We start from the raw sequence: 13,569 nt of genomic DNA on the forward strand, positions 1-13,569 counted from the left end.
TTAAACCTTCTTTCTTGGACATTTTAGCGTTCCTCAGACTTCGAAATGTCCATTAAACCTTCTTTCTTGGACATTTTGGCGCTGCTCAGCCTTCGAAATGTCCATTAAACCTTACTCTTGGACATTTTGCCGCTCCTCCGCCTTTGAAACGTCCATTAAACCTTCTTTCTTGGACATTTTAGCGTTCCTCAGACTTCGAAATGTCCATTAAACCATGGATTCTAGGTGCTCAGAATCCTTGGTTCTACATGAGCTTTGAATGTTCCCTTCTCTTTCAAAAATTGCTTAATGACATCCACAGCATGGACACCATGATAGGTTTTATCTGCTTCAGCGCCCTTGAACAGCTGCTTCCCTGCCCCCGCGATCTTGTATTTCTTTTTCAAATCGATCTCCTGTCCACCTATGAGGAGCTTTTGAATCCTGTTCCCTTCCGGATTGTATGGTTTGAGGGACATGAATAATCCAGAGGATCTCAGTATATATCCGCCTTTTTGCTTGAACGGGTCTCTTGAGAACACCATCTCCAAATTTTTCTCCAGGGCATTCATCAGCCGTTCTCCCGTCATTTCAAGCGTGAACATTTCCGGATTCGTCGGGATGATGGTATGAAGGTCATATTCGGATATATCTCCGCCAGGAACCGGCGTACCGTACCTCCACCCGTGTGAAAAAGCCAAGTCGCTATCATAGACATGAAGATAGGCATCTGTGATCAATTGGTCCATCGGGGCTTCATTCAAGGTCATTCTGTGTAAAATCGAATCTGTCTTTCCGACAATATTGCCCCGTTCCTTACTGTAAGGTTCTAATATATCAGAAATGATTCCCGCCATTTCTTCATCCTCAGGGAAGCTTTCATCAATCGCCACTAGTTCGTATCGATAGTCCTCCATCCTTCCGCCTTCAAGGGTAATATCCAGTTTTCCAAGGAATGAGGCACTTGAACCAGCTTGGACGACGAGAGTATCATTGACGGTGATCGGCTCTTCTACCCTGTCATGGCTGTGTCCCGACAAGACGATATCAATACCATCTACAAGGGTTGCCAGCTCGACATCCAGCGGGAGTCCCATATGGCTTAATAACACAACAAGATCCACCTGGCCCTTTAACTCTTCCACACAATCACGCGTCTCTTCCACGCCCCTTGAGAACTCAAGCCCTTTTGAGAAGCTTTCAGGCATGGTCTCATCGACGTATGGATAGGTCAGTCCAATGACACCCACCTTGACACCCTCCATCTCCTTAATGATATATGGCTTCATAAACGATTCATTTGTTTCTTGATCCTTTATATTGCAAGCGACCGAGGGAAAAGGCAATGCTTTTAACAGAGAAGACAGCTGCTCTTTTCCGTAAGCGAAATCCCAGTTTCCAGGGACCCATCCATCCAGACCCATTTTTTCCAATGCTGGTAAAATCGCTTCCCCTTTCGTCGCCACTAAAGGAAGTGTCCCATGAAACAGGTCTCCTCCATCCAGGAATAGAACATTTTCTGCTTGTGATTTAAGATCTTTGATATATTTCGCAATTCTCGGAAAGCCTCCTGTATTACGCAGTTCAGGTTTGTTGTCTTTCCAAAAAAGTTCAGGATGGAGTTCCAGGCTCCCATGTGTATCATTTAGCTGTACAATCGTCAAATTTTTCATAGTATCCTCTCCTTCACTCTTTTAAAGCTTTTTTCATAAGCGTCCTGATTTGCATGAAGCTTATGGAAAAAGCCTTTTTACCTTATATACAAAAGGAGCACCTTACATAAGGTACCCCCTTCTTTGATTGGCCAGCTCCAGCGCCTAGCCCCTCGATCGTTTCGGTCCGCCAGCCACAGGACGTGGCGTTCTTTGGCGGGCAACGATTGTCGGGTCTGGCAAAGGCGCTTGCGCTTTTCTTTTTATCTAACTGCACAACGGTTTGGCCCGATTTCCATTTCTCGCTGCTCTTCGATATCCGGGTTGATTTTACCCATATTCATCTGCCTGATTTCCTGGTAGGAATTAGGCTGAGGCGGAAGGTTCTCGGTTACGGTCTTCCTGAACGTTTCTTCACTGTCGATTTGCAAGCCGTGGTTTTCGGCATACAGGACACCAAGTTTTTCAGAAACGCTGCCGTCATCATTCATTTCATTGATTCCCATATAGTGGGCTGGCAGGACAAGGAGTTCATCCGCAAGTTCTTTATATCGTTTGTATAAAGTGTTCCTCAAGTCTCCTACCCAGTCCTGAGCCAGTCCAGCCAGGTCCGGGCGTCCGATCGAGTCGATGAACAGAATGTCACCTGTCAATAAGTATTGATCATCAATGATGAAAGAAGTACTTCCGATTGTATGACCAGGAGAGTACAAAGCCTGTACGACAGTGTTTCCAACCTTGATTTCATCGCCATCTTGAAGAGGCTCATATTGGAATGTTACTTCTTCAGCATCTTTAGGCGGGAGATAATATTTAGCTCCCACTTTATCAGCAAGCTTTTTGCCGCCTGAAATATGGTCAGCATGAAGGTGTGTATCGAGCAGGGCAACTAACTTGTAGTCCTTGCCTGACATGAACTCTTCATAATGTTCAATCATCCGGTTTGTATCGATAATTGCCGCCTCGCCATTTGATTCAACGAGGTAGGAAAGGCATCCTTTGCCGATACGGACAAACTGGTAAAGGGAACCGCCGTCCTTAAAGTCACCGATTTTCACAGGCTCTAAATGTTCACTCCAGGCTTTCATGCCGCCTTCAATAGAGTAGGCATTAGTATAGCCAGCCTCTTCGATTTGTTCGGCAACAAATTCGGACGACCCACCTTTTGCACATACAACGTAAATATCCTGGTCTTTAGGCAATACATCCTTTATTGGATCAATACCTTCAAGCAGGTCAAAATACGGCGTATTATGGACTTTTACATTGCGGCCTTCGATTTTCCAATCATCGAAGTCATCTGTATTTCTTGCATCAAGGATAAACAGGTCTTCATGGTTAATGACTTTTCGAGCTAATTCTTTTGCTGTAATTGTCTGGACCATTTCATTCCTCCTGTTTCACTTTGATTTTAGAATGTCAATGTAATGTCTGCATCGCTTGCGAAGTGAAGGAATGAAGCAGCTCCGCCAACGTCAATGCCATCTACGAACTGGTCTTTTTCAAGCGACATAACGTCCATTGTCATCTGGCAGGCGATCATTTTGACGCCCATTTCTGCTGCCATTTCAACAAGCTGCTCTACTGGAGGAACGTTTTCTCTTGCGAAGCCTTCCTGGAAGTGTTCAGTTCCTGCAGGCATAGGAAGTTGCTTATGCGCTTCCTTATGGATCAGGTTCAAACCTTCAAACGTGAAGAAGATTCCTACTTCTGCGTCTGTTGCTGCCGCGGCAGTCGCGATATTGAATACTTTGTATGCATCGAACATTCCGCCGTTAGAGGCGATGATAGCTACTTTCATTTTTTGGTTCCTCCTTATTTTCCCACTGAAGTTTCGGTAGGGCCTGTCCAGTCCTTCATTCCCGAAACGACATTAATTGTTTTTTTGAATCCTTTTTCAGACAGCTTCTTCGCTGCCATATCACTTCTTGACCCAGAACGACAGATGATATAAACATCTTCTTCAGGATCCAGTTCACTAAACCGCTGCTCTAATTCCCCAAGCGGAATCGATTTTGCATTAGGGATATGGCCAAAAGCGTATTCAGCTGATTCCCTGACATCAAGAATCGATATTTTCTCATTCCCCTCAAGTTTTGCCAGCACCTCTTCAAGAGTGGCCGTATGTGGATGAGGTGATTCATTGTTGAGCTCTTCTTCACTAGCTTTTCGAAGATAGTGTTTAAGCACATCTCCTTCAGTTATTGTACCGAGGTATTGATTGCCTGTACTTTCAGCCCATGCTTTAAGATCTGTCGTTGATCCTTTGTCTGTAGCCTGCACTTCGATGACCTGGCCTGGCTCCAGCTCATTCATGGTTTTCTTAGTTTTGACAATCGGCATCGGGCACGCAAGTCCTTTTGCATCCAGTACTTTATCCGCAGAAATTGACATAGTAATCCCCCTTCCTACGCATTAGTATTTATGAATTCGCGGAATCCATACTGTAAAAATACTCCCTAGTTTATATACCCTCTACGGTAAAAACTATGCGTATATTGTAAAAAAGATAAAAAAAAACAGCAACCATTTTGCCTTGGCTGCTGTTTCATCCTTATTCTTTGCCATAATAGGTATTTGGATAAGGAGGATTGGCGTACCCGTTCCTGCTCATCCATGGAATGTAACTCACTGGGTTCACACTGATTGCATACTTGAACATATTGTTCATCATACTGTCCATCCCCATAAAGGACATATTCATTACCATATACATTGCCTTGATCGTATTGAACTGTGAAAGCTCAACTACATATACGATTCTGTCTGCCATAACTCCAATCTGTCCTTCTGTCCATAAAATCCTGTCAGCCATGAATCCAATTTGGTTTTCTGTATACAAAACTCCTTCTAAAGCCTGTGTAAAAGTATCAGCACCCATTTGTCCCACATATACAATAGCTCTGCTTGTTGCCATTGCATTCACCTCCCATTAGTCAAGATATGTACCCCTGGGAGGATGGTGTCTGGCTATTTAAATGTGAGCGTTATGGATGTACCTACATGAACGAGAGCACACATTCCTAAGCTCTTCTTGATTTATTCAATTCTTCCGTTTACTAAAAGCTGGTTCCATGTCTTGCCGCCATCCCTGGATTCGTATAGATCGTTCAAGATGGTGATGAAGGCAATCCGGTCTTCCTGCTCTGGGTCAGCCGCTATATAAGTAATCGGATTGTCATACTTCAGATTAGGGATAGTCATTTCCTCCCCTGCATTTCCCTTCTCTATTGGAAGTTTGATTAGCTTAATCTCTTCATTCACTACTGGTGTGATATACAAGGACCCCTTTGAATAGGCTGCGGCCGTAACCATTTGATAATCTCCAGCTCTTTCCATGGTCTTACCATAATCGTTCGAAACAAAAACCCCTTCTCTCGTAGACATTGCTATAGTTCCGCCATTTTCAGGATGAACCGCTATCATCCCAAGGGAATTTGCAGCCAGTCCATTAAGTTCAACAAGTTCCCATGCTCCTCCTCTATCTTTTGAGACATATACGCCTCGTTCCAGCTCAGAGTTGGGCTCCTCGTTAATCAAGTATAAAACGTTATCCTGAAAGCTTGCCGACAAGAAGTGAAAATCGGTCTCTCCGTAAAAAGCTATTTTATCAAGTGTCTTGCCCTTGTCCGTACTTTTCACAAGACCAAGCGGGTTTTTAAGCTCCGATCCTTCTGCTGGATGGCCGCTTGCAAAAAAGCCGTCTTCAACAGCCTGAAATCCCATGTAGTCATGGTTTCCGTCCGTCGTTTCCAGCCATTCACCATTTTTGAATATCTTCAAACCATGGTGGGAGGCGACATATAACCCCTCATCATTTCCCGGGTAACCAATTCCATGTACATGTTCAATTTTTTGCGGCTCTGCTTTTATGATAAAGTCTGTCTCTGATTCCGCCTGAGGTATTTTTTGCTCCTCGGTTTTCTCATTACTTACATCAGAAGCAGGCTTTTGCTGTTCCTGGCCTTCTTGAACTGAACATCCAGTAACCACGATTGCTACAAGGATAGGAACCAACACTAATCTTAATTTAAACATTTTTACTTCCCCCGTTTTTTTATCTTGGTTGTCCAATAATAGTAGCAAATCCCAGCTACCACCGCAAAAATTGCTGCAGCAAGCTGGTAGTGTGTTTCCCAGCCTAGTACAGTATGGACTGAATATGCCTCAATCAATAGAGCCGGTATTTTGCCAATAGTACTTGAAATCGCAAAGGCCCATGTCCCCATTCTGCTGTATGAAGCAGCCAGGGTGACGAGTCCGGACGGTGCAAACGGGAAAAGCCTTAGTAAAATGACAAGCACGAATGCCTCTATACCTATTGTTTGCTTAAGCCTGTCCAGAATCCTTACTGTTCTTGACGGACCGCTATTGCCACTGAGCTTTTTAAGCCCTTTCCGATACAGAATAAAACTTATGACCGCTCCTAACGCTTCGCCGATAATGGAAAGTGCTAGTCCCCAGGAAAATCCGAAGTAAACGATGTTCGCTGCTGTCACAAAAGCACTAGGAATAATACCGGCTATGGCGACCACTATGCTGACTGCAAGGCTGATGATAATGGCAAACCAAACCGGCTGGCCAGATAAGGTTTCTAATAATGACATATGCCAGCCTCCAGTTAATTTTCATATCTTTGTCACTGCTTCTGCTTAGTTTTTGCAAACTGTCCCGCTAAGATTTATGTATACCCGAAAGGAGCTGACCAAGACATGAAAAAACTTACGTTAAGCTTATTAGGAGCAACGTTGATAATTGGAGCAAGCACTGCTGCCTTTGCAGAGGAAGGGAAAGAAGGAAAAGGTACTTTTAATTTTGGCCAAATGAAGCCGTTGATTGAAAAAATGCACCCAAACTTTTCTGATGAAGAAGTCAAGCAAATGTATAATGACTGCCATGGTACAAACGGTGCCATGCCGAGCAAGAACTTTAATATGATGGATAGCAGTCATATGAATAACCTTTAATGACAGCTCTTGCAATTCAATCATATGATTTTAACTTGAAAGGTTCTGGGGAAAAACCATAGCCTTTTTCTTCGAATCTTAACTGATAATTTTACCTAAATTCTAAGGGTATAAATATTATACACTTCCAATTTTTTTAGATAATCTTCATTCTTCTCTAGACTTGCACCATTTAAAGCTACAAACCAATAATCAGAGCAATAAAAACAACCTGACCGTTGGGTGCAGGCTGCTGCGGAATCAAACTATTAAACTAATACATCACCATAGCTATGTTGTGAAGGTAAATCTGTTAGGACCTCGTCTTGTGAGTGCTGCGATGGCAAGTCAACTACTTTTGTTCCATCCTCTGAATGCTGCGATGGAAGGTCCGCTAACTGGGTCCCGCCGAGTGAATGTTGGGACGGCAGATCTGCTATCTGTGTATCACCCTGCGAATGCTGCGATGGCAAGTCCGTTACCTGAGTCCCGTCTTGCGAATGCTGCGATGGCAAGTCTGCGAGATTTTGGGAAGATGCTGTAAAACTAAATGCGCTTGCAAAAGCAATCGCTAAAGCAGTTAGTAATATGGCTCTTTTCATATTCTGCCCTCCAATACGTAATTAACTTCCATGTTTTTATTCAACTTAACAATATTTTAATAATTTTTCCATTTCAGTAGTTACTAAACTAGCAAACTTCTCATTTTTTTGCAGCTTAAAAATCATTACCGCTTTTTCCAAATATTCTTTACCTTTTTCTAATTTACCCAATTTTATAAAATTCATTCCTGTTTGGTAATGAAGTTCGCCAAATAAATACATATTTTCTTCATATATACAGTTATCGATCCCTTTACTGCAATAAATAAGCGATTCTTCATATCTCTCTAGCTTTGATAATGCCTGTGCCAGTCCATATAGAATCCTGAGCCAGATGCCTGAGTCTTGTACCTGAGGGAGGCTCGCAAGATTATTTAAGGCACTGAGGAAAACTTCCACGGCCTTGTCCAGGTTTCCACTATCTTTCTCAACAATAGCGATACTGGTCAGAATCTCGATCTCACGTTCTGTCAGATCTGTATCCGCCTTACTGGTCATAGACAAAGCTTTAAATAGCAAATCGACGGACTTCTCCTTATCTTCCTCAAGGTAGTATGTACTGATTCCCTCATGCCACAGCAGAAATTGGCTGTAGGAAGTATGCTTGAACAGAGGATTATCCTGCTCTTTTTGAATGATTTCATTGATCGCAGCATAATCCCGTTCACGCTTGTATTTCTTAATTAATTCCGTAACGGCGATTGCATAATTATAGGTATCAGTAGATGCAAAGTCAAAGAAGTGATTAAGCTCAACATCCAACTTCAATGCCATTTTATATAATTGGTCGATCGTTGGATATTTCTCTTCTTTCTCAAATTGAATTATTTCCGCTTCTGAACAAATTCCTTCGGCCAACTCTGCCGGATTCAGTTCTTTAAAAGTTCTTGTAGACTGAAGAATTTTCCCGAAGTTATATCCAACCAGGCTCATCCCTACACCCCATTTAAACGTAATTATGTATATATTATCATAGTGTTTGTAAAATTAAAAAATTTACAGAAGAGAAAGAGACCAGAATGACAATTGAGCCATCATTCATTGATAAGAAATGTAGTGCAATGCGATACACGCTAATGCTAAAAAAATGACTACAATAGATCCTATTTTATTTTTTTGCCGCCAGAGCGTTATTCCAAATAATAAATAATACATAATGATTAAAGCAATGGCAATCCACATAATTATGATCATCTAATCCCTCACTTCTTCAAGTTTAGGCAGTTTCGACTGGCGTCCAAATTCACCAAATCGAATGGAGACATTTACCTTCACTTTTGCATCAGGATATGTCTTCATCCAGTCAAATTCCCGGAATTCACTTAGAGTTGCAAACTCTTTTCTCATAGGGATTGATAAATCAAATGTATCTCCTCTTAACTCTTGCTGGGTATACGAAATAAATTCCGTGAAATTTTTTTCTATCGCAGCTGTAAGAGACTTTCTTAACTCTTTAACCTTTTCTCGGTTCTTTGCGTAATTGATCATGCTTGGGTCGCTGTATACTTCTATAAATAACGGAACTTCTATTTCAATGGTCGGCCTGCCCTTCGCAGGTATTAGCTTATATTTATTTTCTCTTCTTTGAGCTATCCTTATAGACAGCTTATATCTTTCATCAAACGGATCTTTAAGGGCAGTCAGGATATCCTCAGTTGTCCATGTATTGTCCAACAGACTCGAAATCCTTGTCTCTTCTCCTGTTATTCTGCCAATCATTTGTCCTTCCTTGAATACTGCGGAACCTAAAAACTGGGCATTGTTCGTCGTACCCTCCACTTGAATTTCCCCGGCCAGCAAGTCATCATCTGACGTTTTAGGTTCATCTTTCCCTAATTTTTCTGTCGTTGCGTAAATTGCCAGATATAAATCTGCATCACTTTCAGTGACGCGGAAAAACCCATTAAGGTCAGCTTGGGGAATCATGCCTGTTTCCTGACCCCTTTCGATCATTAGTTCCAAAAATTTATGGGGTCTTGTTTCAATTTTCGGCTTATTATTTTTTATGAAATCAGCGGCATTTTCCCGCGAGACAATGAGTTGTGCACTTCGCTTAATCTCCCGGTCCTTGGTTGAACTGTATATGATCCTGATAAAATCAGGATCCCTGGCTAATTCTTCTGAAACGATAAGAACCCGCAGAAGATCATAGGATATTTCCTTCGCCACTATAGTATTAGCTGTATTACGCGATGAAATGAAATCATCCGCGACCAAAGTCACGATTTCCTGCGAAGGCTCATTCGCTCCTCCTGCAGTCTGCTGTGAGCCCACTTCCGGGTTAGCAATCAGATATGTAACTCTAACCTTCCCCTCTACATTATGTTTATCAAGTCCTATCCCAATGACATATGCTTTCTCGTCCAGTTCCTTTTGGTCCCAGCACCCTGACAGGCTCAATGTAACTGCTGCCAGGAAGAACACTTTAATCATCTTAGAGTGAAGTTTCATTCTTAAAATCCCCCCGAATTTTTGCCACGAACCACATAAATGGCGGAAGAATCATGAAGGCAGGACTCAATAATACAAGTATTTTTTCCCTTACATTATAGAGAGTGATGGATGGAGCGTCAGGTGATAACCCGATTAGCAAAATGATTGTCGCAATCAAAGGAATGAGATATTCAAACTCCTTGATCTTCAGAATCCCTCCCAGCAATGTTGCGATTAGATATAGATAAAACGAAAAACGGATGAATGTTGCGACCAGCCAAAAAGGGAAAAATAACGTTTCTACATTTGCTAAAAAGCCTATTTGAATAAATCGGATAGTTTCATGAAATGGATAGTTCAGCATTTCAGCAGTTGTGTAGTCAAATAAAACAACAAACGCCACGAGTGCCAGGCTCAGTTCCACTGTAATAAATCCCAGCCCTATGAACGTTCCTTTTTTCATATCCTTATATGAAGAGATGAGCGGCATGATCAGTGCAAGGAAGAAAAAATCGACAAATATTGAAACATTTTTTACAGACGCTTTTGCCACTTCAATTGGCCCTTCACCCCAGAGCGGGAAAAGATAGCCAATTGTTCCTTTCTTAAAAGTAAAAATCAGGGCAATGAACAAAGTGATCTTAATATATGGCAGCAAAAGCCAGGACACGGTCCCGATCTGTTCTATCCCCCTCTTTGCTCCGTATGTGCAAATAACCATCAATAGGATGTAAAGGATGGTTGTTGGCGTCTTCGTGAAATACATCGAGCCAATAATGTCCACGTAGGTACCTGAGTCAGCAATGACTGCCGTTGTTCCACCGATTAACAGGCAAATAGATAAGAGAGTTCCAAAAAACCTGCCAAAAAGATGCAGCAGTATTTCATGCAGGTTTTTTCCTTTATGCGCTGAATACACTTTTATTAACAATATGATAGGAAGTAATGACAGCATACCAATTAGCAGTGCTGCCATCCAGCCGGCATTTTTTGCATGTTCATAAATGATCGCAGGTGTGTCGTCACTTAATTTGGCCCCAACGGTCAACGAGATAAGCGCGAAATATTCTTTTATGCCAATTTTCCCCTTATCCTGTTTCATCGCCTATTCTCCAGTAGTCTTTTTTTGTAGATCCTTCGTTTTTAAAAAGCCTGGCCTTAACGTTTCATTTTTTGTTAACCTGCGGAAAATCGTATCCTTCGAGGACTTGTAATTTGGTGACATAGGCGCTAAATACGGTACGCCAAATGACTTAATCGAAACCATGTAGAATAAGCCTCCAACAAACATTGCAGTCATACCGTAAATTCCCATTAGCGCTGCACCCAGGATAAATAGAAAACGAGTCAGCCTTACCGCGAAATTCAAACTTAGATCACTGACTGCAAACGAACTTAGTCCTCCGAGTGCGACAACAATAATAACAATCGGACTGATAATATTTGCTTCTACGGCTGCCTGTCCAAGGATTAAGGCTCCAACAATCCCGATGGTCGGTCCTATCGGACTGGGAACACGTAACCCGGCTTCCCTGATCAGCTCGAATGCCAGCTCCATGATCAATATTTCAATCACCGCGGGAAAAGGAACTTTTTCGCGAGATGCAGCAATTGCCAGCAGCAAGTCGGGCGGAATCATTTCAGCATGATAAGTGGTGATAGCCACGTAAATTGCTGATGTAAAAATGGTGATGAAAAGGGCAGTCATTCTTAACGCTCTCGTAAAGTTCCCATAAAAAAACCTAAGATAGTGATCCTCAGGACTATGAAAAAAAGCCCAAAATGTCGCAGGGAGAACGAGACTATCTGGTGAATTATCCATTAACAAGACAATATAGCCATCTTCTAAAAAAGAGGCTGCCCTGTCAGGCCTCTCTGTCGAAAGAATGCTGGGAAATAATGAATAATTCCGTTCTTCAATGTATTCCTCCAGCAGTGAAAGATTCTGGATCGAATTCACATCAAGACTGCCCAGCCTTTCTTTGATATTGTCAATCAATTTTTCATTAGCGAGCCCGCGAATGTATAGGACAAAAACATCATTATGGGAACGTTGCGAGACTTCCACTGCTTCAACAATAAGGTTTTCGTTCCTGATTTTTTTTCTGAGCAATGAAATGTTGGCTACAGCCTTTTCATTGAACGCTTCCTTGGGTCCCTTGATGAGAATCTCACTTTCAGGCTTTTCAATTGCCCTGCTTTGAAAATCAGGACAATCCATAATGTATGCCTTAGGTTCTCCATCCAGTATGAGGAGCGCATTTCCTTTGTTAATATCCTTGACTGCATCCTTGTATAAGGTGATTTCATGTACCATTTGGATAGCAACTATATCCTTCACCTTTTTATCAGAAGCTGTATTTTCCGTTAATGGCTTCAGGATATTTTCTTCTATACTTTTAACATCCGTGATGGTGCTAATAAACAATAAAGCTGCCTGCTTCTTTAACCCTTCAAGGTACAATTCTCGCAATTTAATATCTTTATTATCAGGAATGCTGTAAAGCTGCTTTAATATTGATAGATTTTCCTGGAGATTCCTGCTGAATCCCTTTTCCTTAAGGGATGTCTGCTCTCCCTCCAGCTTATCCACTGAGAGAGAGGCTTGTTTTTGCTGTTTCTTGAATAACGTAAGCATTTCCTTTAACATCACGAATCTTCTCCCTGCAAGCGTGGATACTATTTCCTTATCTTAACTTTTACTAACCTGCTATGTTTTATGAGTTTTAAGCATGAAAAAAACTCAGGAAAGTTCCTGAGTTCGTTATTCCTTATATTCGTTTACGTGCCGCAAGTAAATAAACAGCTCCTGCACCCAATGCAATGATACTTACAGGTATTATGAAAGGTTGGGCCACTTCCTTGATGCCTGACCAATTTTCGCCGAGGACAATGCCAAGATAGAGGAAAAAAATTGTCCACGGAACCATTGCCGCTATTGTATACAGTGTAAATTTGAGCGCTGACATTCGGGCAATTCCCGCAGGAATAGATATGGCATGCCTGACTACCGGGATGAACCTTGCAGAAAAAATCACTCCAGGTCCATATTGCTTGAACCATCTTTCAGAAACATCCAGATGGTGCTGGTTAATCAGGAGGTACTTCCCATATTTCTCCAGCATCGGGCGGCCGCCAAAATAACCAAGCCAGTACAGGAACAGCTGCGCGATCGTCCCGCCGATGGTTCCGGCAACCACGGCCCCTGCAAAACCAATGCTTCCTTCAGAAATCATATATCCCCCATACCCAAGGACGATTTCACTCGGGATGACCTCAAGCATCAATCCGAGGGCTATCCCTATGTACCCAAGACTCGACAGCCAGTCCAAAACAGTCATAATAAATTCTTGCATATATACCACTCCAATTCCTGGCACTCTTTAAAATATATTTATGAATGTCCAAGTTTATCTCTCTTTTAGTAAGAAAAGTGTAAGCGCCTTGGTCAGACCCGACAAACGCTGGAGTGCCGACCGAAGCGACTCGATGGGCTAGACGCTGGAGCTAGACAATTCTCGAAGTGAAAATTTATACTTATTTATCTTACAAGAAAAAGAACCTGCCGTTAGACAGGTTCTTTTAAAAGGAAGCGTCAGCCACGCCAGCCTCCTCTGAATAATACCCTCAGTCCAATAAATATGATAACAACTGCGAAGAGCACGATGACAATAACGCCGATAATTGCAAAGAGACCTCCCGAAAGGGTCAGGAGCATCGGTCCGAATTTCATTAATACCCAGCCTGCAAGCATGCAAGCAACGAAAAGAAGCACATTGGATCCCCAGTTGAACGACATATAATAATCCCTCCTTTACTTCCCAAGATATGTGTATACCGCAATTTGGGTACGGGCTAGTGAACTATTATTGAATTTTTTGTGTAAAAAAGAATCTGCTCGACGAAAATAGAATTACATAAATTTGGTTAATTCTGTTTTTAAAGGCAAAAACAAGG

General features: G+C 42.1%; 15 protein-coding genes. 2 read left to right on the forward strand and 13 right to left on the reverse strand.

The window, feature by feature from the left end; all coding sequences use genetic code 11:
- Positions 1-221 precede the first annotated feature (221 nt).
- The 7 genes from J7E32_RS17945 to J7E32_RS17975 form a co-directional block, all read right to left on the reverse strand.
- Positions 222-1,652, reverse strand: coding sequence for a bifunctional metallophosphatase/5'-nucleotidase (locus J7E32_RS17945; protein WP_214910165.1), 1,431 nt, complete (start codon positions 1,650-1,652; stop codon positions 222-224).
- Positions 1,653-1,894: 242 nt separating this feature from the next.
- The gene (locus J7E32_RS17950; RefSeq protein WP_214910167.1) at positions 1,895-3,016 is read right to left on the reverse strand and encodes an MBL fold metallo-hydrolase; all 1,122 of its coding nucleotides are present in this window, start codon (positions 3,014-3,016) and stop codon (positions 1,895-1,897) included.
- A gap of 26 nt (positions 3,017-3,042) precedes the next feature.
- Positions 3,043-3,432, reverse strand: a complete 390-nt coding sequence (locus J7E32_RS17955; protein ID WP_041964856.1) for a DsrE/DsrF/DrsH-like family protein — start codon at positions 3,430-3,432, stop codon at positions 3,043-3,045.
- 14 nt (positions 3,433-3,446) lie between these two features.
- On the reverse strand, positions 3,447-4,025 hold the full coding sequence (locus J7E32_RS17960; protein ID WP_214910169.1) for a sulfurtransferase TusA family protein: 579 nt from the start codon (positions 4,023-4,025) through the stop codon (positions 3,447-3,449).
- 160 nt (positions 4,026-4,185) lie between these two features.
- A complete protein-coding gene (locus J7E32_RS17965) occupies positions 4,186-4,548 on the reverse strand; it encodes a hypothetical protein (protein WP_214910171.1) in 363 nt (120 codons plus the stop codon).
- Positions 4,549-4,670: 122 nt separating this feature from the next.
- A complete protein-coding gene (locus J7E32_RS17970) occupies positions 4,671-5,669 on the reverse strand; it encodes a F510_1955 family glycosylhydrolase (protein ID WP_214910173.1) in 999 nt (332 codons plus the stop codon).
- Between the two features lie 2 nt (positions 5,670-5,671).
- The gene (locus J7E32_RS17975; protein WP_214910182.1) at positions 5,672-6,238 is read right to left on the reverse strand and encodes a TVP38/TMEM64 family protein; all 567 of its coding nucleotides are present in this window, start codon (positions 6,236-6,238) and stop codon (positions 5,672-5,674) included.
- A gap of 105 nt (positions 6,239-6,343) precedes the next feature.
- Here J7E32_RS17975 and J7E32_RS17980 point away from each other — a divergent pair, with 105 nt between their 5' ends.
- Together J7E32_RS17980 and J7E32_RS17985 are read left to right on the forward strand one after the other, a co-directional pair.
- A complete protein-coding gene (locus J7E32_RS17980) occupies positions 6,344-6,598 on the forward strand; it encodes a hypothetical protein (protein ID WP_214910184.1) in 255 nt (84 codons plus the stop codon).
- Between the two features lie 277 nt (positions 6,599-6,875).
- Positions 6,876-7,121, forward strand: a complete 246-nt coding sequence (locus J7E32_RS17985) for a hypothetical protein (RefSeq protein WP_214910186.1) — start codon at positions 6,876-6,878, stop codon at positions 7,119-7,121.
- 103 nt (positions 7,122-7,224) lie between these two features.
- Here the strand turns inward: J7E32_RS17985 and J7E32_RS17990 are convergent, their stop codons facing one another.
- The 6 genes from J7E32_RS17990 to J7E32_RS18015 all read right to left on the reverse strand — a co-directional run bounded on the left by J7E32_RS17990 (position 7,225) and on the right by J7E32_RS18015 (position 13,411).
- Positions 7,225-8,112: a helix-turn-helix domain-containing protein gene (locus tag J7E32_RS17990; RefSeq protein ID WP_214910188.1), complete on the reverse strand. Its 888-nt coding sequence runs from the start codon at positions 8,110-8,112 to the stop codon at positions 7,225-7,227.
- A 261-nt stretch (positions 8,113-8,373) separates the two neighbouring features.
- Positions 8,374-9,630 (reverse strand): Ger(x)C family spore germination protein, encoded by a 1,257-nt coding sequence (locus J7E32_RS17995; RefSeq protein WP_214910190.1) that lies wholly within the window; start codon positions 9,628-9,630, stop codon positions 8,374-8,376.
- Positions 9,614-10,714 (reverse strand): GerAB/ArcD/ProY family transporter, encoded by a 1,101-nt coding sequence (locus J7E32_RS18000; RefSeq protein WP_214910192.1) that lies wholly within the window; start codon positions 10,712-10,714, stop codon positions 9,614-9,616. The genes J7E32_RS17995 and J7E32_RS18000 overlap by 17 nt, the downstream gene beginning before the upstream one ends.
- Before the next feature lie 3 nt (positions 10,715-10,717).
- Positions 10,718-12,262 carry a spore germination protein gene (locus J7E32_RS18005; RefSeq protein WP_214910194.1) on the reverse strand — a complete coding sequence of 515 codons (1,545 nt, stop codon included), beginning with the start codon at positions 12,260-12,262 and terminating at the stop codon, positions 10,718-10,720.
- 121 nt (positions 12,263-12,383) lie between these two features.
- Positions 12,384-12,968, reverse strand: coding sequence for an undecaprenyl phosphate transporter UptA (gene uptA, locus J7E32_RS18010; protein WP_214910196.1), 585 nt, complete (start codon positions 12,966-12,968; stop codon positions 12,384-12,386).
- Between the two features lie 239 nt (positions 12,969-13,207).
- A complete protein-coding gene (locus J7E32_RS18015; RefSeq protein WP_214910198.1) occupies positions 13,208-13,411 on the reverse strand; it encodes a hypothetical protein in 204 nt (67 codons plus the stop codon).
- Between the last annotated feature and the right edge of the window lie 158 nt (positions 13,412-13,569).

It is taken from the genome of Bacillus sp. ISL-55 (assembly GCF_018613155.1).
GTDB lineage: Bacteria > Bacillota > Bacilli > Bacillales > Cytobacillaceae > Mesobacillus.